This window comes from Kitasatospora sp. NPDC091276, assembly GCF_040684355.1.
Lineage (GTDB): Bacteria > Actinomycetota > Actinomycetes > Streptomycetales > Streptomycetaceae > Kitasatospora.
The window spans coordinates 76,362-95,376 of sequence record NZ_JBFBFU010000025.1 but is presented as its reverse complement, the minus strand read 5'-3'; the positions used below and the strand labels follow the sequence as shown (position 1 = coordinate 95,376).

General features: G+C 74.8%; 13 protein-coding genes. All 13 read right to left on the bottom strand.

Going from position 1 to position 19,015, the window contains the following annotated elements; translation table 11 throughout:
• Nucleotides 1–19 precede the first annotated feature (19 nt).
• On the bottom strand, nucleotides 20–1,927 hold the full coding sequence (locus AB0O19_RS27875) for a non-ribosomal peptide synthetase (protein WP_363623371.1): 1,908 nt from the start codon (nucleotides 1,925–1,927) through the stop codon (nucleotides 20–22).
• The gene (locus tag AB0O19_RS27870) at nucleotides 1,924–2,895 is read right to left on the bottom strand and encodes a 3-hydroxyacyl-CoA dehydrogenase family protein (RefSeq protein WP_363623369.1); all 972 of its coding nucleotides are present in this window, start codon (nucleotides 2,893–2,895) and stop codon (nucleotides 1,924–1,926) included. The genes AB0O19_RS27875 and AB0O19_RS27870 overlap by 4 nt, the downstream gene beginning before the upstream one ends.
• 17 nt (nucleotides 2,896–2,912) lie before the next feature.
• Nucleotides 2,913–4,136 (bottom strand): HAD-IIIC family phosphatase, encoded by a 1,224-nt coding sequence (locus tag AB0O19_RS27865; protein WP_363623368.1) that lies wholly within the window; start codon nucleotides 4,134–4,136, stop codon nucleotides 2,913–2,915.
• Complete coding sequence (locus tag AB0O19_RS27860; RefSeq protein WP_363623366.1) at nucleotides 4,133–5,296, bottom strand: acyl-CoA dehydrogenase family protein; 1,164 nt, start codon at nucleotides 5,294–5,296, stop codon at nucleotides 4,133–4,135. The genes AB0O19_RS27865 and AB0O19_RS27860 overlap by 4 nt, the downstream gene beginning before the upstream one ends.
• The gene (locus AB0O19_RS27855; protein ID WP_363585108.1) at nucleotides 5,280–5,561 is read right to left on the bottom strand and encodes a phosphopantetheine-binding protein; all 282 of its coding nucleotides are present in this window, start codon (nucleotides 5,559–5,561) and stop codon (nucleotides 5,280–5,282) included. The genes AB0O19_RS27860 and AB0O19_RS27855 overlap by 17 nt, the downstream gene beginning before the upstream one ends.
• On the bottom strand, nucleotides 5,558–6,580 hold the full coding sequence (locus AB0O19_RS27850; protein ID WP_363623364.1) for a 3-oxoacyl-[acyl-carrier-protein] synthase III C-terminal domain-containing protein: 1,023 nt from the start codon (nucleotides 6,578–6,580) through the stop codon (nucleotides 5,558–5,560). The genes AB0O19_RS27855 and AB0O19_RS27850 overlap by 4 nt, the downstream gene beginning before the upstream one ends.
• A 97-nt stretch (nucleotides 6,581–6,677) precedes the next feature.
• A complete protein-coding gene (locus tag AB0O19_RS27845; RefSeq protein ID WP_363585112.1) occupies nucleotides 6,678–8,099 on the bottom strand; it encodes a PLP-dependent aminotransferase family protein in 1,422 nt (473 codons plus the stop codon).
• A gap of 101 nt (nucleotides 8,100–8,200) precedes the next feature.
• Complete coding sequence (locus AB0O19_RS27840; RefSeq protein WP_363623362.1) at nucleotides 8,201–9,904, bottom strand: 2-isopropylmalate synthase; 1,704 nt, start codon at nucleotides 9,902–9,904, stop codon at nucleotides 8,201–8,203.
• Nucleotides 9,905–9,958: 54 nt separating this feature from the next.
• Nucleotides 9,959–10,411, bottom strand: a complete 453-nt coding sequence (locus tag AB0O19_RS27835) for a flavin reductase family protein (protein WP_363585116.1) — start codon at nucleotides 10,409–10,411, stop codon at nucleotides 9,959–9,961.
• Between the two features lie 47 nt (nucleotides 10,412–10,458).
• On the bottom strand, nucleotides 10,459–11,721 hold the full coding sequence (locus AB0O19_RS27830) for a cation:proton antiporter (RefSeq protein WP_363623360.1): 1,263 nt from the start codon (nucleotides 11,719–11,721) through the stop codon (nucleotides 10,459–10,461).
• 29 nt (nucleotides 11,722–11,750) lie between these two features.
• Nucleotides 11,751–13,295, bottom strand: a complete 1,545-nt coding sequence (locus AB0O19_RS27825) for a tryptophan halogenase family protein (RefSeq protein ID WP_363623358.1) — start codon at nucleotides 13,293–13,295, stop codon at nucleotides 11,751–11,753.
• Between the two features lie 270 nt (nucleotides 13,296–13,565).
• Entirely contained in the window at nucleotides 13,566–14,339 is a 774-nt protein-coding gene (locus AB0O19_RS27820; RefSeq protein WP_363623356.1) for an alpha/beta fold hydrolase, read from the bottom strand.
• Between the two features lie 55 nt (nucleotides 14,340–14,394).
• Nucleotides 14,395–19,005 (bottom strand): amino acid adenylation domain-containing protein, encoded by a 4,611-nt coding sequence (locus tag AB0O19_RS27815; protein ID WP_363623354.1) that lies wholly within the window; start codon nucleotides 19,003–19,005, stop codon nucleotides 14,395–14,397.
• Nucleotides 19,006–19,015: the final 10 nt, after the last annotated feature.

Below are 19,015 nucleotides of genomic sequence, written 5' to 3'. Positions count from 1 at the left end.
TGCTGCTCTCTCCCGTTCGTCAGACTTCGTACGCGGCGTCGGGCCGGGCGCCGCCCGTGGGCGCTCCGGCCGCCGGGGCGACGGGCTCCGGGGTGGCGGGCTCCCCGGCGACGGCGGCGGCCTGCTCGGCGACGGTGCGCAGGTCGAAGAGCCGGCCGACGCGGACGGCGCCGGGCCAGCGGCCTTCGAGGCGCAGGTGGAGTTCGACGATCCGGTGCGAGTTGCCGCCGACGGCGAAGAAGTCGTCGTCCGGTCCGAAGTCGCCGTGTCCGAGGACCTCGGTCCAGTAGCGCGTCACGAGCCGCGGGGCGCCGTCCGCCTCGACGGGCTCGTCGCGTCCGCCGAGACCGTCCGGCCCGCCGGACCCGCCGGGCTCGCCGGGGTCTTCGGCGAGCAGGGCGCGCAGTGCCTGGAGGTCGGTCTTGCCGGACGGCGCGAGCGGGAATCCGGCCATCCGGACGAAGCGCTCCGGCCGGGCCTGGCCGCCGAGCAGGGCGGTGCAGTGCGCCAGCAGTTCGGTGGTGTCCGGCGCGGGGGCGGCGGGGTCGGCGGGGAGCCAGCACGCGGCCAGCGCGGTGGCGCCGTCGGGGCCGGTCACGGCGAGGACGGCGGCCTGCCGGACGGCGGGGTGGCGTTCCAGCGCCGCTTCGACGGCCTCGCGTTCGACCCGGACGCCGCGCACCTTGAGCTGCCCGTCGGCCCGGCCGCGGAACACCAGCGCCCCGGTGGGGTCGGCGGAGGCGAGGTCCCCGGTGCGGTACATCCGGGCGCCGGGGGTGGTGGCGAAGGGGTCGGGGAGGAAGCGCAGCGCGGTCTCGGCCGGGCGCCCGGCGTAGCCCTCGGCGACCTGCGGCCCGGCCACGTACAGCTCGCCGGTCCGCCCGGGCCCGACCGGGGCGAGCCGCTCGTCCAGCAGGTGGATCCGGTTGCCCGGGGTGGACCGCCCGATCGGGACGGGGTCGAGCGGCGCGGACGCGACCGGCTGGGCGAGCACGGTGACGGTGGTCTCGGTGGCGCCGTACTCGTTGACCAGCCGGGTGCCGGGCAGGACGGCCCGGTGCCGCTCGGCCTGCGCGGCCGACAGCGCCTCCCCGCCGACGATCCACTGCCGCAGGTGGGCGTCGGCGCCGGCCAGGTGGGGCAGCACCAGCACGTGGAACGAGGGCGGGCTGACCGCCACCTCGACCCGGTGGCGGCGGATCAGCGCGGCGGCGGCCTCCGGGTCGGGCAGGGCCCGTTCGTCGGGCAGCACCGCCGTGCCGCCGCCGCAGAGCGTGTGGAACAGCATCAGCAGCGGCGCGTCCCAGGAGAGCCGGGAGGCGGTGAAGGTGGTCGCGGCGGGGTCCTCGGCGCGGGAGGCGACCAGGTGGGCGAGCGCGCCGCGGGAGACCAGGACGGCCTTGGGCTCCCCCGTGGTCCCGGAGGTGGTGACGGCGTAGGCCGGTGCGGTCGGGGGAACCACGGCGTCCGACCGGCCGGCGGCCGGAGACACGGCCGGGGCCGATCCGCTCTCGGCCACCGCCGTGACGGGCTGCCCGCAGCCGGCCGTCAACTCCCGTACGGCGGCGGGCGGGGTGGCCGGGTCGCCGTCGTCGTACACCAGGACGGCGCAGCCGCTGTCGCGCAGCAGGGCGCGCACCATCGCGGCGGGGCGCTCGGGTTCCAGGACGCACCAGGCGGCGCCCAGCCGCAGCGCGGCCAGCATGCCGACGACGGTGCGCACGCCCTGGCGGCGGTGGATCAGGACGAGCCGACCGGGGGCGACCCCGGCGGCGGCCAGCCGGCCCGCCAACGCACTTGTTTCGAGATCGAGTTGACGATACGTCAGATCCTGATCGCCGACCGCCACGGCGGTCCGGTCGGGCAGCGTACGGAACCGCTCGCGCATCAGGTCGAGCACGTCGGGGGCAGGACGGCCGGCGGTCACGGGCGGGTCCCGTAGGCGTAGAAGCCCAGCCCGGTCTTGCGGCCGAAGTGTCCTCGCCGCACCAGGTCGAGCAGCAGGTCGCAGGGCCGGAACCGCTCGTCGCCGGTGGTCTCCAGCAGGACGTCGAGGGTGTCGACGATGGTGTCGAGCCCGATCAGGTCCGCCGTGCGCAGCGGGCCCATGGCGTGACCGAAGCACTCCTGGAAGATCAGGTCGACGGTCTCCGCGTCGGCCACGCCCTCCTGCACCCGGGCGGCCGCGTCGTTGACCATCGGCATCAGCACCCGGTTGGAGACGAAACCCGGCGAGTCGCGGACGACGTGGGCGCGGCGGCCGACCCCGGCGAGCAGGGCGAGGGTGGTCTCCAGCGTCCGGGCGGTGGTGGCCGGGCCGCGCACCACCTCGACGGTCTCCTTGAGGTACGCGGGGTTCATGAAGTGCGTGGCGAGCACCCGGTCGGCCCGGTCGGTGTAGGAGGCGAGCCGCTCGACCGGGATCGCCGAGGTGCAGGAGGCGAACACCGTGGCGGGGGCGCAGACCCGGTCGAGCTCCCGGAGCACCCGCTCCTTGACGGCCAGCCGCTCGGAGGCGCACTCCACCACGAAGCCGGCCACCGCGAGGCGCCCGAACTCGTCCGTCCAGTCGACCAGTTCGACGGTCTCCGCCGCCGAGGGGCGGGCCTCGCCGGGGGTCTCGGCACGAGCCTCCCCGGGGGCCGGGCGGCGGCCGAGCAGCCGCGCGGCGCGCAGCCCGTCCCGCAGCCGGCCGGGGCCGGCGTCGAGGGCGGCCCGCTGCCGGTCGACCACCACCACGGGGTGCCCGGCCGCGGCGAAGACCTGGGCGACGGCGGTGCCCATCGTGCCGGCGCCGACGATCCCGACCGGGATCCGGTCGGTGCGGGCCGCCCGGGCCTCGCCTGCCTCGCGGTTCTGGGTGTCTTGCGGGTGCACGGTGTCCTTCCTGGTCACGACGGATTCCGGCCCGGTCACGGCCGGTTCCGGGCGTCGGGGGCCTCAAGGGCGACAGGGGCGTTGGGCGCCTCGGGGGCCTCGGGTGCCTCGGCCGCTTCCGGGGTGATCAGCCGCAGGTGGCCCGGCGGCGGGGGCGGCGGAGCGGCGGGCGGGTAGCCGAGCAGCAGCCGGCCCTCCCCCTCCTGGCCCACCACGGTGAACCCGGCGAACCGGAGGTTCACCAGCATCACCCGGTTGACGTCGGTGGGCACGAACTCGGCCAGCGGGCGGCGCCCTTCGACGAGGGCCGCGCGCACGACGTGCCCGATCAGCGCCGGCCCGATGCCCCGGGACATCACCCGGCAGGACAGCAGGAGCAGCCGCAGCACCTCGGCCGGCCCGGCCGGGCCGTCGCCCTCCCGGTGCCCGGTCCGCTCGCTCAGCGCGAGGCCGATGGTGCCGTAGTCGCCGAACCGGTCGGTCAGTTCGGCGACCAGCACCCGGTGGTCGGGCGAGTCGCACAGCGCGCGCAGCTCCGGCAGGCCGTAGGTCCGGCCGGTGGTGTTGAGCTGGTGGGTGCGGACGGTGAGTTCGTGGGCGCGGGCGAGGTCGTCCGGCCCGGCCTGACGAATCACCAGTTCGAGCCCCAGTGAGGCGAGGAACTCCTCGGGGGTGCCCTGGTGATCCTCCCGGGCCTGGGTGCGGAGCGCCTCGCCGCGGTAACGCAACCGGCGTTCACGGGCGTCGGAGGTGACGAACTCGGGCCGGAACTCCGGCAGTTCGGCCAGTGCGGCGACCTGCTCGGCCGGGTAGCAGCGCACCACCGAGTGGGCGGCGGCCACTTCGGCGCGCTCGACCGGGTCGTTGTCGACGAAGGCCACGGTGTCCAGCCCGATGCCGATGGTCTCGGCGATCCGGCGCACCGCGCCCGACTTGGGCCCCCAGCCGATCTCCAGCACCGTGAACAGCTCGTGCAGTCCGAGCCGTTCCAGGTGCGCGGTGGCGACGGCCCGGTCGCTCCGGCTGGCGACGGCGTGCAGGACGCCGCGCTCGTCCAGCGCCCGCAGGGCGGCAGTCGCGGCGGGGAACGGCACCGGATCGTCGCCCTCCAGCACGGTGCCGTCCCAGAGGGTGTCGTCGAGGTCCCAGACCAGGACCTTGACGGTCGGCTCCGCCCTGCTCTGCCCCGCCCCGCTCTGCCCCGCCCCGCCCTGCTCCGCCCCGCCCTGCTCCGCCCCGCGCTGCTGCGGCCCGGTCATCGGCGCACCCCCTGGCGCAGCAGGCGGTCGGCGATGTGCAGTTCGGCGACCTGCGGGCTGCCCTCGATGATCTCCATCACCTTGGCGTCCCGGTAGAACCGGCCGGCCCGGACACCGGGCTCGCAGCCCGCCGAGCCGAGGATCTGGACGGCCCGGTCGGCGACCGCCTTCGCCGCCCCGGACGCCGCGTACTTGGCGACCACGGTCTCGGTGGCGGCGCCCAGCGGCGAGCCGGCCCGGGCCTCGGCGGCCCGCTCGGCCAGCGCCCGGGCGGCCGCCGTGTCGACGGCGGAGCGGGCGAGCAGCGAGCGCACCAGCTGGTGCCCGGCCAGCGGCACGCCGCCCTGGACCCGGCGCGCGGCGTGCTCGGCGGCGTCGGCCAGGCAGGCCTCCGCCATGCCGACGCAGCCCCAGGCCACCGTGAACCGGCCGTGGTCCAGCGCCACGGCGGCGGTGTGGGTCAGGCCCAGCCCGGGCGGCGCCACCAGGTTCTCCCGGGGCACCCGCACCCGGTCGAAGGTGAGGTGGGCGATCCGCGCGGCGCGCAGGCCGAGTTGGCCGCTGACGGGCTCGCGGACGATCCCGGGCCGGTCGGCCTCCACCAGGACGGCCGTCGGGCCGGCGTCGGTGCGCCCCAGCACCAGGAACACGTCGGCGCTCTGCCCGAAGGTCACCCAGCGCTTGGCGCCGGTGACGACCAGCCGTTCGCCGTCGTCCTCGATCCGCGTCCCGACCTCGGCGAGCGCGCTGCCGGCCTCCCGTTCGGTGGCGGCGAAGCCGGCGAGGCGTTCGCCGGAGGCCAGTGCGGGCAACCACCGCGCGCGCTGCTCCTCGCCGCCCCAGCGCAGCAGCGCCGCGGCCGTCATGCCCTGGACGGTGAGCAGCGCGCGCAGGGCGCCACAGACGCCGCCCAGGTGCGCGGCGGCCTCGCCCAGCTGGGCCGGGGTGGCGCCGGCGCCGCCGTGGCGGGCGGGCAGGTCGAGGCCGAGCAGCCCGGCGGCGGCCACCGCGCGGACGGCCTCGTCGGGCAGCGCGCCCTGCTCGTCCCAGCGGGCGGCATCGTCGCGGACGGCGGCGGCCAGCTCGGCGGCGGCGTCGACCACCGGAGCCCCCAGGTCGGACGGGGCGGACGGACGGGTCTCGCTAGCCGTGGGCGGCACAGCCGGCCCCCGTCTCCCCGCCCGCGCCCAGGCCGGCCCGCTTGCGCTCGACCAGCGCGGCGATCCGCTCGGCGGTGCGGAAGGAGTCCAGGTCGAGGTCGTCCACCTCGATCCGGATGTCGAACCGCTCCTCGACGAAGACCACCAGCTCCAGCGCGAACAGCGAGTCCGCGAGCCCCAGTGCGAAGTAGTCCTCGTCCGGCGCCACCGGCCGGCGCAGTGCGACGGTCAGGAACTCCCGTATCTCGATTGCCGTGTCGGTCACGCGGTGCTCTCCCAGGGTCCGATTTCCACCAGCAGCAGGTTCCAGGCCGCCACCGGGCTGACGTTGACCAGGACGACCCGGTCGCCCTCGGCCAGCCGCCCGTTCGCCAGCGCCGTCCAGAGGTTGAGGAAGACGTCGTTCGGCCCCAGGTGGCCGTACCGGGCCAGGTTCTCCCGGCACTCCGGCAGGAGTTCGACACCCAGCGACTCCGCCAGGAAGCGCAGTCCGCCCGCCGAGAGGTTCTGGCTGGCGTAGCCGGCGACGTCGGCGCGGTCGAGGCCGTGCCGCTTGAGCAGCCGCTCCAGGAGCGCGGTGAGCCGGTTCCTGGTCTCCACCGCGAGCCGGAAGGAGTAGCCGGGCAGGTCCCGGCACTCCTCCTGCCAGCGCTCCCAGGGGCGGTCCCGGTAGTCCACCCGGAAGAGGTCCCAGTACGCGCCGTTGGTCTCCTGGACCAGGTCGAGCACCCGCACCGGGCCGGTGCGGGCGAGCAGCAGGGCCTGCCCGGCGTCCCCGTTGACGGTGACGGGGTGCCGGTAGCGGCCGGGAGTGGCCGGGGTGGAGGCGTGCGCGACCAGGACGTGCCGGACGTCCGGGTCGGCGGCGAGCAGTCCGCGGGCGGCGAGCAGGGCCGGGCCGAGCGAGACGCAGCCGAGGCCGCCGACGCCGAAGGTGACGGCCTGGTCGGCGCCGAGCCGGGCCTGGAGCCTGGTCGCCTCGGAGCTGAGCAGGGTCTCGGGGGCCCGGGAGTCGACGACGATCAGGGCGTCCAGGTCCTGGGCGGCGAGCCCGGCGCCGGCGAGCGCGCTGCGGGCCGCCCGCTCGGCCAGCCCGGTCGGGCCGAGCTCGCGGTCGACGGCCACGGTGTCGATCCCCAGGCCGGCCAGCGTGGTTCGGCGCCCGCCGTCCAGGCCCGCCAGTTCGGGCAGTTCGCCGACCGGCACCCGCTGCTCGGGCAGATGCCAGGCCGCCTCGCGCACCGCGAGCGGCGCGGGGGCGCCGCCCGTCCTCGTCGTCACCATGCCGTGTCCTCGACTCTCCGCTGTCTGTCCGCTGTCCGTCCGGGCGTCCGGCCGTCTCTCGGTGCCGTCCCTGCCGCGTTCCGTGCCGGGGCGCGGCTCAGGCACTGCGCAGGCAGCCGTCCGCCGCCGACTCGGCGTAGGCCTCGCCCAGTTCCCGCACCGCCTCGGCGACGCCGCTGCGGGGCACCCCGGCGTACCCCACCACCAGGGCCGGCCCGGACTGCCAGGACCGGTGGTGGTACGAGCGGCCGCCGCGCACCAGCACCGAGCGGCGCAGCGCCCGGGCGACCAGCGCGGCCTCGTCCACCCGGTGCGGGAGCTGGACGTAGGCGTGCAGCCCGGCGAAGGCGCCCACGATCCGGGCCCCCGGCAGCCGGCGCCGCACGGCCTCGTGGAAGACCTCGCGGCGGGCCCGCAGCCGTTCGCGCTGGCGCCGCAGGTGTCGGTCGAGTTCGCCGCCGTCCAGCAGTTCGGCGAACGCGTGCTGGGTGAACACGTCGCAGCCGAGGTCCCGTTGGGAGCGGACCTCCTCCAGACGGCGGCGCAGCCGGGGCGGGGCGACCAGCCAGCCCAGCCGCATCCCGGAGGCCAGCGACTTGCTCGCGGTGCCCGCGTAGAGCACCCGGGAGGGGGACAGCCGTTGCAGCGCGGTGGGCCGGCGGCCGTGGTCCAGCCAGAGGTCGCCGTCGTAGTCGTCCTCGATGATCCAGCCGTCCACGTCCTCCGCCCAGCGGACCAGGGCGGCCCGCCGCTCGGCGCTGAGCACGGCGCCGGTGGGGAACTGGTGGGCGGGGGTGACCAGCACCGCGCGGGCGCCGGTGCGGGCCAGCGCGGCCACGTCGATGCCCTGCTCGTCGACCGGGACGGACGGGCAGTCCAGGCCCGACTCGACGATGAACTGGCGCTGCTGCGGGTGGCACGGGTCCTCGACGGCGAGCGCGCCGAGGCCGGTGCGGGGCAGCGTGGCGCAGACCAGGCCGAGCGTCTGGGCGAACCCGGAGACCACCATGACGTGCTCGGGGGTGGTGTGCACGCCGCGCGCCCGCCCGAGGTAGCGGGCGAGTTCGGCGCGCAGCGCCGGGACGCCGGACACCGGCGGGTACCCGAGGTCGCGCGGGCCGAGCCGGCGCGCGGCCCGCTGGTAGGCGGCCAGCCACTCGCGCTGGGGGAAGGCGGAGGCGTCGGCGCCGCCGGCCCGCAGGTCCCAGCGGATCACCGGGGCGGGGCGGGCGTCGCCGAGCAGGGTCGGCATCCGGGTGCCCCGGTCCAGGTGGGTGGCGACCCGGGTGCCCGACCCCCGGGTCGCCTCCAGGTAGCCGCCGGCGACGAGTTGCCCGTAGGCCTCGACGACGACGCTGCGGGACACCCGGAGGTCCTCGGCGAGCTGACGGCTCGACGGCAGCCGGGTGCCGGGGTGCAGCGCCCCCTCGGCGATCTCCCGCTTGATGCCGTCCCGGATCTGGGCGGTCAGCGGGAGCACGTCCTCCCGTGCCACGTCGATCAAGGTGTTCCAGGGCATGCTTGGTTCCTCCCTCCCCCGCCCACGGCGGCCCTGTCAAAGCCCTCCGGACCTGTTCAGCCCGTCGGTCCGGCCCTGCCCGGCCGGTCAGCCCGGTGGCCCTAGCGGGCCTCGGACAGACCGGACCGCTCGGTGTCCAGCAGCGCCCGCAGGGACGCGGCCCGGACGGCCCGGCCGACGGCCTCGCCCTCCTCCTCGGCGATGCCGACTCCCCAGTAGGAGTGGGAGTCCACGACGATCTCGAAGGCGGCGGTGACCGCGTTCAGCGGTGCGCCGGCCCGCTCCACGACGAGGCCCTGGACGACGGCGTCGAGCCCGTAGCCGGCCACCGCCTCGGCGGTGGCCCCGCTCCAGCGGGTGTCGCCGGGCTCCGCCACGAGCGGCTCCGGCGCCGGCAGGCCGGGCACGGTCTCGGTGCCCAGCGCCACGTACCGCTCGACGAAGTGCTCCCACAGCTGGTCGCCGGTGATCTCGCCGCCGATCTCCTCGCAGACCGCCTGCATCTCGGCGGCGAAGTCGATCTGGAGGCGGCGCGGCAGCTCGATGCCGTACTCGGTGCGCAGCAGGTGGGCGATGCCGCCCTTGCCGGACTGGGTGTTGATCCGGATCAGCGCCTGGTAGTCGCGGCCGATGTCGCGCGGGTCGATCGGCAGGTACGGCACGTCCCAGACCTCCTGCCCGGACTCCTCGCGGGCGCGCAGGCCCTTGGCGATGGCGTCCTGGTGGGAGCCTGCGAAGGAGGTGTAGACGAAGTCGCCGGCCCACGGATGGCGGGCGTGGACGGGCATCTGGTTGCAGCTCTCGACGATGCGGCGGATGCCGTCGATGTCGCTCAGGTCCAGCATCGGGTCGACGCCCTGGGAGAACAGGTTCATGGCCAGGGTGACCAGACAGACGTTGCCGGAGCGCTCGCCGTTGCCGAACAGGGTGCCCTCGACCCGGTCCGCCCCGGCGAGGACGGCGAGTTCGGCGGCGGCGACGCCGCTGCCGCGGTCGTTGTGCGGGTGCACGCCGAGGATGGTGCGCTCGCGGTGGAGCAGGTTGCGGTGGGTGTACTCGATCCGGTCGGCGAACTCCTGCGGCGGGAACACCTCGACGGTGGAGGGCAGGTTGATCCGCAGCGTGTGCGCGGCCCGCGGGGCCCAGAAGTCGAGGACGGCGTTGCAGAGTTCGAGCGCGTAGTCCGGCTCGGTCTGGGTGTAGGACTCCGGCGCGTACTGGAGGTAGATCTCCGTGCCGGGGATCGAGTCCTGGAGTTTGAGGGCCTGTTCGGCCCCGTCGAGCGCCATGGCGGTGGTCTGCCGGCGGTCCTTGCGGAAGACCAGGCGGCGCTGGACCTCCGAGGTCGGGTTGAAGATCTGGAGGACGGCGCGCGGCACGCCCTCAAGGGCCTTGACGGTGCGTTCGATGAAGTCGCCGCGGATCGGCGTCATGACCTGGACGACGACGTCGTCCGGGATCGCGCCGGTGTCGACGAGGTGGCGGAGGAAGGCGTGGTCGTCCTGCGAGGAGGTGGGGAAGCCGACCTCGATCTCCTTGAACCCCATGGCGACCAGCAGGTCGAACATCCGCCGCTTGCGGGTGATGTCCATGGGGTCGGTCAGGGCCTGGTTGCCGTCCCTCAGGTCGACGCTGCACCACAGCGGGGCCTGCTCCGCGCGGCGGCCCGGCCAGCCGCGGTCGGGCAGCCCGACCGCCTGGTACGGCTGGTACTTCCGGACCGGCATCGCGCTGTGGCGCTGGATGCCCTGGTCGCGGGCGGGTGTGCCCTGCGGCGTGTCCGCGTCGGTGGGTTGAGCGGTCATCTCTCCTCCACAACGGTGGTCTGGGCGTCTTGTGGGGACGCTCTGCTAGCTCTGCTAGGCGGGCCAGGTGCTGAACTGTCTCCTCCCGTAGAGCAGCGGCGACGCGTCGCTGAGCTCGGTGATCCGGATGACCTCGCCGAAGACCATCCGCTGGCCGCCGACGGGGACCAGCTGGCTGACCCGGCAGTCGGCCACCGCGTGGGCGTCGTGGACGAGGTGGGGTCCGCCGGCGCCGGGGGGCAGCCGCCAGGTGGTGGCGTCGAACCGGTCCGGGTCACCGGAGGCGAACAGTTCGGCGGTGCCGCGGCCCTCGGCGTGCAGCAGGTTCACCGCGAACTGGCCGCTGCGCAGCACGGCCTTCAGGGTCGGGCTCTCCGCCCGCATGCCGACCAGCAGGGTGGGCGGTTCGACGGTGACGCTGCACAGGGCGGAGCAGGTCATGCCCCAGGGCCGGCCCGCGTCGTCCAGCGAGGTGACGATGGCGACGCCGCTCGGGAAGCCGGACATGAAGGTCCGGAAATCGGAGGGGGTTGAGGTGACGAGTTCCACGTGATTCACCGCTCGACTGGGTAGGGGACCGGCTCCGCGGTCCGGGGCGCGTCCACGCTCGCCGTGCGCCGGTCGATGACCCACAGCAGCGGACCGCTGAGCACCGTCGTGAACAGGGCCATCACGACGAGGGCGAGGAAGAGCGCCGGGGTGAGGATCCCGGCCTGGTAACCCGTCTGGAGGACGGCGAGCTCCGTCAGGCCGCGGGCGTTGAGGAACACCGCGATCCGCATGGACTCGACCGCGGGCCGGCCGGCCGCCCGGGCGCCGTAGTAGCTGCCGACCAGCTTGCCGAAGATCGCGAGCACCACGGACAGGACGACGGCCTGCCAGGAGAACACGCTGAGCGGCGCCGAGGCGAGGCCCATGCCGGTCACCGTGAACAGCAGCGGCAGCACGATCCGGCCCCAGCCGCCGACGGTGTGGGCGGCCCTGGTCCAGGGGCCGGCGCCGTCGTCGCCCGGCAGCGCCAGGGCGACCAGGACGGCGCCGAGCACGTCGGTGAGGCCCAGCCGCGAGGTGGTCAGGGCGGCGGCCACGGCCGCGGCGGCGGTCAGCCCGATCGGCACCGCCACCGGGATCCGCTCGGCCCAGGCCCGGGGCCCGGGCAGGGCTCCGGCCCGACGGATCAGCCAGGCCCCCAGCAGGCCGACGACGAACACCAGGTACGGGGTGATCTTCCCGCCGCCGTGCGCCAGGCCGACCGCGATCGCCAGCAGCGACCAGGTGACGGCGTCGATGGAGACCGCGACCGCCATGCAGAGCCGGCCGATCGCGGTGTTGAGCATGCCGCGGTCGTCCAGGATGCCGGCCAGCACCGGTACGGCGGTGACCGCCAGCGCGATCGCCAGCATCAGGACCAGCACCCCGGCCGGGGCGCCGCCGCGCAGGGCCGGGGAGCCGTCGGCCAGCACCCACGCGGCGAACGCGACGCCGCAGCCGAGCGGCAGCAGCAGCGAACCGGTGGCGGTCATCGCGATGGTGCGCCCGCCCAGCCGGCTGCCGCCGGCCCGGATCTCGTGGACGGCGCCCACCAGGAAGAGCGCGAGGCCGAGGTGGCCCGCCTTCTCCAGGACGGCCCCGCCGTCCATGGTGGCCGGCTTCCAGTGCCACTGGCTCGCCAGCAGCGCCCCGAGCAGGAGGCAGGCCATGATCTCGCCGACGATCTCCGGCTGCCGCAGCAGCTTCGCCAGCCGGCGTCCGAGCAGTGCCACGGGGACGAGCAGAGCGAGCGTCACCGCGGCCGGTACGTACGGAAGACTGTCCATGGTGCCTCCTTTCTCGGGGCGCCGAAGGGTCAGTGCATCTGAGCGAGGTACTCGTACTGGCTGGGCAGGCGCTTCAGGAGCTCGGCGGACTGGTCGCTCAGCAGCTGGAACTCCTTCTCCGCGCGGCTGCCGTCCTGAAGGGCGAGCGCGGGCGGGGCCTTGAGCTCGATGCCGCCGAGGCCGAGCAGCATGGCCAGGTAGGAGTAGGACTCGAACCCGTGGAAGTGCGGGAAGATGGTGGCCTCCGTCGGAGGCTTGGCCTTCCACAGCTCGATCCGCTCGGCCAGGCCGTCGGGCATCACCCGGGTCTTGGCGTCCCGCCAGTAGGCGTTGTCCTCGCGGGCGGCGGCCTTGTAGTGCAGGACGAGGAACTCCCGTACGCCGTCGATGGTGTTGCCGACGATGCGGTTGTAGGAGCGGCGCAGCCCCGGGTCCCAGTCGGCGTCCGGGAAGTGCTTGACCAGTTCCTCGATGCCCTGCTGGATGAAGAAGATGCCGGTCGACTCCAGGGGCTCGACGAAGCCGCTGGACAGGCCGATGGCGACGCAGTTGTTGACCCAGGCGTTGCGGGTGCGGCCGATCCGCATCCTGATGTGGTTGGCCTCCAGGCCCTCCGCGTCCGGGCCTACCTTGGCCCGCAGCGTGGCCTCGGCCTCCTCGGGCGTCGCGTACTCGTCGGAGTAGACGTAGCCGGTGCCGATGCGGCCGAACAGCGGGATGGTCCAGATCCAGCCGGCGTCCGAGGCGGTGGCGGTGGTGCAGGGGCGCAGGCCGCGCTTCTCCATGTCGACCGGGACGCGCAGCGCCACCGCGCGGTTGTTGGGCAGGGTGTCCTGGAAGGAGGTGAACGGCTCCTCCAGGGTCTGGTTGATCAGCAGGCCGCGGAAGCCGGTGCAGTCGATGAAGAGGTCGCCCTCGATCAGGCCGTGTTCCTTGGTGCGCACGCCGCTGATCCAGCCGCGCTCGTCCTGGACGACCTCGACGACGTCGTCCTCGATGTGCTTGGCGCCGCGCTCGGTGGCGTACCCGGAGAGGAAGTCGGCCAGCAGCGAGGCGTCGAACTGGTAGGCGTACGGGAACTGGGTGTCCTGCTCCGTGAGGGTGTCGCGCTCGGCCGTGTTGCCGCCCTCCTTGAAGTCCTGCTCGAAGAGGGTGCCGTCGAGGTAGCGCGGGGACTTCTCGGCGTCGCAGATCGCGGCCATCAGGAACACGTCCTGGTCGAAGCGGTCGCCGGAGCGGCTGTTCAGCCACCAGTCGGTGAGCGGCAGGCCGTCGACGACCCGGAGGCGCTCGAAGGGGTGGTAGAAGTAGTGGCCCTTGCGCCGCCAGTTCTCGAATCGGATGCCCAGCTTGTAGGTGGCATTGCACTTGGGCATCCAGACGTGCTCCGGCAGGCCCAGGTAGTTGAAGAAATGCCGGACGGTGCTGAAGGTCGCCTCGCCGACCCCGATGGACTTGATTCGCTTGGATTCCACCAGCGTGACGGAAATGCGATCGCCGAATGCGGCGCGCAGGTACGAGGCGGCCATCCAACCGGATGTCCCACCACCGACGATGACGACGTTGCCCAGCATTCCTGACCCTCTCAGCCGGTCGTTCAACCCGGAGCCCCGGGCTGTCCCATGGCTCGAAATCCTGCGGCAGCGGAGCCTCCGGAAAACAGGCTTTTAAGCCTCAGCGGAAACACGCACTCCAGCGCGTCCCGGCGTTCGCCGGGGGTTTTCCGACATGCCGAACAGATGGCACCCGATGGTTGGGGGTGCCATCTGTTCGGCGGAACTCGCCGGAATTCGGCGGGGGTTCGACGGGCGTTCGGCGGGGGTTCGCGGCCCGGCCGGGCCGGCTCAGTCCCCGTCCAGCAGGTAGTCGTGCAGCAAGGAGATGACCCGGGCCCGCTGCGCGGTCAGGTAGAAGTGCCCGCCGGGCAGCACGTGGAACGCGAACTCCTTGCCGGCCAGCGCCTCCCAGCCGCGGGCCCGCTCGACGCTCACCGTGACGTCGGAGTCTCCGGTGAGCACCACGACCCCGCAGTCCACCGGGCGCAGCGCGGTGGGCCGGTAGGAGTCGATCAGCAGGTAGTCGTTGCGCAGGATCGGCAGCACCATCTCCCGGATGTCCGGGTCGTCGAAGATCGACATCTGGGTCCCGCCGTGGCCCGCGACCGTGGCGAGGAGCTCGTCGTCGCCGCGGGGCCGGGCCGGCGCCCGCCCGGCCGGTCCGTCGCCGGAGCCGGCCGGCGCCTGCGGCGGCGGGTAGCCGGAGAGCACCAGCCGGGCCACCGGCAGGCCCTGCGCGTGCAGCGACTGCACGGTCTCGTACGCGAGCAGCGCGCCCATGCTGTGGCCGAAGACCACCGTCTCGACGCCGGGGCGGTCGGTCTCCAGCAGCGCCCGCGTCAGCTGGGCCACCAGGGTCGCGGCGTCCTGGACGAAGGGGTCCTCGATCCGCTCCTCCCGCCCCGGGTACTGGACGAGCTGGAGTTCGACGGCCGCCGAGAGGTGGTTGGCCCAGGGCCGGTAGAAGCCCGCGCTGCCGCCGGCGTGCGGCAGGCAGACCAGCCGACGGGTCGCCTCCGGGCGCGGCCGGGGGATCACCAGCCAGGGTTGGTCGTCGTTCAAACGGTCACTTCCTTCCGTCGGCCCCGCGGGGCCGTGTCCGTACCGGCCCGGCCGGTCATCCGCAGGCCCGGACGATCTCGCGCAGGGCCTCGTGCATGCGCTGGAGCAGGGCGGTGGCCGCCGCCTCGTCGAACCGGCCGCCCGCGTACACGCAGGACAGCTCCATCCGGCCGCCCTCGACCGCGGCGGCGACGTCCAGCTCGTAGGTGCGGGTCTCGCCCGGCTCGTGGTCGCCGCCGCCGTGGTCCAGGTGGCGCAGGATCAGCCGGTCCCCCTCGGGCAGCTGGTTGTCCCACTGGCCGAGGTAGTTGAAGCCGATCCGGGCCCTGGGCGCCGGGACCAGCAGGTCCTCCCGGGCCTCGGCGGCCGCCGCCAGCCGCAGGACGCCGTGGCCGATGCCGCGGCGCGGGACGGCCCGCAGCCGGCGCTTGGCCACCCGGACGGCGGCGGTCGGCGCCAGGTCCGCGGGCACGTCGAGCAGCACCGGGTAGATCGTGGTGAACCAGCCGACGGTGCGGGACAGGTCGACGCCGTCCAGGATCTCCTCGCGGCCGTGCCCCTCCAGGTCGATCACGGTGCCGCCGTCGCCGGCGTGGCCCTGGGCGGCGAGCGCCTGGGCGAGGGCGGTCAGCAGCACCTCGTGGACCTGCGCGCGCAGCACGCCGGGCACCCGGCGCAACAGCGCCTCCGTCTCGTCCCCGGTCAGGGTGTGCCGCGCGGTGCGGCGGTCACCGAACCGGCCGGTGTCCAGGGGCTCCCCGGCGGGCTCGGGCAGCGACCGCCAGTGCGCCAGCTCGTCGTCGAAGCCGCCGGTCAGGGCGTGCTCGCGCAGTCGGCGGGACCACTGGCCGAAGGAGGTGGAGCGCGGGGCGGGCCGCACGGGCCGGCCGGCCGCCAGGTCGGCGTAGGCGGAGCGCAGGTCGTCGAGCAGGATGCGCCAGGAGACGCCGTCGACCACCAGGTGGTGCGCGGTGAGGAACAGCCGGGCCGGGCGGTCCGGTCCCAGGTCGGCCAGGACGGCGCGCAGCAGCGGCCCGTCGGCCAGCCGCAGGCCGCTCTGGGCCTGCCGGAACGCCTCGGTGGCGCGCTCCTCGGCGTCCGGCGCCCCGGCGAGGTCGAGCCGCTGGAAGTCCCAGCAGCCGTCGGCCTCGGCCGCCACCTCCTGGGACCAGGCGCCCCCGGCGTCGCGGGTGTAGCGGGCGCGCAGCATGTCGTGCTGCCCGACCAGCGCGGCCAGGGCGGCACGCAGGGCCTCGGCGTCGGTGCCCGGGACGAGTTCGAACAGCAGCGACTGGTTGAAGTGGCCCGGGTTGACGGTGTGGTGCTCGAAGAACCACTGCTGCACGGCGGTCAGCGGCACGGGCCCGGTGCGGTACGGGTCCTCCTCGGCCGGCCCGCTCTCCCCCGTCCCGGCGGCCTTGGCGAGCGCGGCGACGGTCTTGTGCTGGAAGAGGTCCCGGGCGGTGAAGTGCAGGCCCTCCTGGCGGGCCCGGGCGACCACCTGGGTGGAGAGGATGGAGTCGCCGCCGAGCAGGAAGAAGTCGTCCTCGGCGCCGACGTCCTCGATGCCCAGCACCGAGCGGAACACCTCGGCCAGCGCGGTCTCCACCGGGCCGTTCGGCGGGGTGGAGACCCTGGTCAGGGCCTCCCGGGCGTCCGGCAGGGCGTCCCGGTCGACCTTGCCGTTGGTGGTGAGCGGCATCGCGTCCAGCGGGATCAGCGCGGCGGGCACCATGAAGGCGGGCAGTTCCTCGGTCAGGGCCTCGCGGACCTCGCGGACCGCCTCGCCCCGGTCGCGGCCGGGCGCGGCGACCAGGTAGCCGACGAGCTGCTTGCCGCGGTCGCTCTCGCGGACCACCACGGCGGCCTGGTCGATCGCGGGGTGGCGCTGCATCGCCGACTCGATCTCGCCGGGCTCGACCCGGAAGCCGCGGATCTTGACCTGGTCGTCGGCGCGGCCGCGGAAGTCGATCCGCCCGTCGGGCAGCCAGGCGCCGAGGTCGCCGGTGCGGTAGAGCCGGGCCCCGGGGTCGTCCGCGAAGGGGTGCGGGACGAACCGCTGCTCGGTCAGCTCCGGGCGGCCCAGGTAGCCCTGGGCGACGCCGCGGCCGCCGAGGTGGATCTCGCCGGTGACGGCGGGCGGCACCGGGTTGCCGTGCGGGTCCAGCAGGTAGACCTCGGTGTTGGGCAGCGGCCGGCCGATCGACAGCCGGCTGCCGGCCTCCTCGTCCTGGACCTCGAACATGGTGGCGCCGACGGTGTTCTCGGTCGGGCCGTAGCCGTTGATGAAGCGGTGGACCCGCGACCACTTGCGGGCCAGGCCGACCGGGCAGCGGTCGCCGACGGCGAGCACCACCGAGCCGGCGGGCAGTGCCTCGGGCTCGACCGCCGCGAGGGCCGCGGGCGGCAGCGCGAGGACGGTGGGCCGGCCTCCCGCCATGGCGCGCAGCTGCTCGCTGCCCAGCGCCTCGGACTCGTTCGCCGGGAGGGCGAGCGCCGCGCCGGAGACGAGGGCGAGGAAGGTCTCCCAGACCGCGCCGTCGAAGCTGGGCGAGGAGAGCTGGGTCACCGTGTTCTCGGGGCCGGTGCCGACGATCAGCCGGGAGGCGTTGACCACGTTGGTCAGGCCACCGTGGCCCAGCAGCACGCCCTTGGGCGTCCCGGTGGAGCCGGAGGTGTAGACGATGTAGGCGAGCGCGTCCGGCCCCACCCGGTCGCCCTCAGGGACCGGCCCGGTGTGCGCGTCGAGCTGCGGGCGCAGGTCCTCCAGGATCAGCGGCTCGGCGGCGGACTCGCCCGCGTCGGCGGCCAGCGCGCGTTCGGTGAAGACGAACCCGGCGCCGGTCTCGGCCAGCATCAGCTCCCGGCGGGCGGCCGGGAAGCGCGGGTTCAGCGGCAGGAAGGCGGCGCCGGCCTTGAGCACCGCGAGGGTGGCGGCCACCTGGTCGGGGCCGCGCTCGCAGCAGACGCCGACGACGTCGCCGGGGCGGGTGCCGCGGGAGCGCAGCACCTCGGCCAACAGCCCGGACCGGCGGTCGAGTTCGGCGTAGCTGAGCCGCTCGTCGCCGCGCACCACCGCGAGGCCGTCGGGGCGTTCGGCGGCCCGCTTGGCCACCAGCAGGTGCACCGGGTCCTGTTCGGGGAAGGCCACCGGGTTGCGGGCCCAGTCCACGGTGAGCCGGTTGTGCTGCTTCGGGTCGAGCAGGTCGAGCCGGCCCAGCTCCTGGTCGGGGTCGGCGGCGATCGAGCCGAGCAGGGTGGTCAGGTGGCCGGCGAAGCGGCGCACCGTGGCCTCGTCGTACAGGTCGGTGCTGTACTCCAGGGCGGACCAGAGGCTGCCGTCGGGGCGCTCCTCGAAGGCCACCACGAGGTCGAAGCCGGTGCTCGCCTGCGGCAGGGCCAGCTGCTCCATGGTCAGCCCGGGCAGGTCGAGGACCGCCTCGGGGGCGTTCTGCAGGACGATGAGCACCTGGGCGAGCGGCATCCGGCTGGGGTCGCGCTCGGGCTGGACGGCGTCCACCACCCGCTCGAACGGGACCTCCGCGTGGTCGAAGCCGGCCAGCACGGTGTCGCGGACCTGGCCCAGGAAGTCCCGGAAGCCCAGGCCCGGCTCGGTCCGGGCGCGCAGCACCAGGGTGTTGAGGAACAGGCCGACCAGGTCGGCGAGTTCGGGCTCGTCGCGGCCGGCCACCGGGGTGCCGATCGCGACGTCCTCCTGCCGGGAGAGCCGGGCCAGCAGCAGCTGGGTGGCCGCGGTGAGCGTCATGAACAGCGTCGCCGCGGCGGACTCGGTGAGCTCGCGCAGCCCGGCGACGGTCTCGGCCGGGACGCTGAACTCGTGGAAGGCGCCCGCCCCGGTGGGCACGGCGGGGCGCTGCCGGTCGGTCGGCAGCTCCAGCACGGGGACGCCGTCGAGCTGCTCGCGCCAGTAGTCGAGCTGCTCGTCGAGCCGCCCGCCGGAGGCCCGCTCGCGCTGCCACACCGAGTAGTCCGCGTACTGCGGCCCCGGCGCGGGCAGGTCGGGTTCGCGCCCCTGGAGCGCGGCCGCGTAGTACTGGCCCAGCTCGCGGGTGACGATCGACAGCGACCAGCCGTCGTGCGCGATGTGATGGATGCTCAGGACGAGCACGTGCTCGCGGTCGGAGAGCCGGACGAGGAGGGTCCGCAGCACCGGGCCGGTGCGCAGGTCGAAGGGCCGACCGGCCTCCTCGCGGACCAGCCGCAGCAGTTCCTCCTCCCGCTCCTCGGGCGTCCCGCCGCCGGCCTCCACGACCGGCAGCGGGATGTCCACGCTCGGGTGCGGGACCTGCACCGGGACGCCGTCCACCTGGTCGTAGGTGGTGCGCAGCGCCTCGTGCCGGTCGACGACGGCGGCCAGCGCGCCGTGCAGCGCCGCGCGGTCGAGGTCGCCGCGCAGCCGCAGTGCGAAGGAGGAGTTGTAGCCGACCGACTCCGGGTCGAACTCGTACAGGAACCACATCCGCTGCTGGGCGAAGGACATCGGCAGCGGGCGGGAACGGTCGGCGGGGCGCAGCGCGGTGCTCGCGGCGGCCTCGGGGGCGGGCGCCTCGGCGCCCGCCAGGCGGTCCCGCAGCAGGGCCCGCAGGTGCTCGGGCAGGGCCGCGATGCGGTCCTCCCGGGACGTGGACGTCTGGGTCTCGCTCATGTCGGTTGCC

Coding starts and splice junctions, on each gene's coding strand:
- AB0O19_RS27865 (WP_363623368.1), bottom strand. CDS start 4,136: ATGACCGGGCCGCAGCAGCGCGGGGCGGAGCAGGGCGGGGCGGAGCAG.
- AB0O19_RS27850 (WP_363623364.1), bottom strand. CDS start 6,580: ATGGTGACGACGAGGACGGGCGGCGCCCCCGCGCCGCTCGCGGTGCGC.
- AB0O19_RS27845 (WP_363585112.1), bottom strand. CDS start 8,099: ATGCCCTGGAACACCTTGATCGACGTGGCACGGGAGGACGTGCTCCCG.
- AB0O19_RS27840 (WP_363623362.1), bottom strand. CDS start 9,904: ATGACCGCTCAACCCACCGACGCGGACACGCCGCAGGGCACACCCGCC.
- AB0O19_RS27835 (WP_363585116.1), bottom strand. CDS start 10,411: ATGTCCGGCTTCCCGAGCGGCGTCGCCATCGTCACCTCGCTGGACGAC.
- AB0O19_RS27830 (WP_363623360.1), bottom strand. CDS start 11,721: ATGGACAGTCTTCCGTACGTACCGGCCGCGGTGACGCTCGCTCTGCTC.
- AB0O19_RS27825 (WP_363623358.1), bottom strand. CDS start 13,295: ATGCTGGGCAACGTCGTCATCGTCGGTGGTGGGACATCCGGTTGGATG.
- AB0O19_RS27815 (WP_363623354.1), bottom strand. CDS start 19,005: ATGAGCGAGACCCAGACGTCCACGTCCCGGGAGGACCGCATCGCGGCC.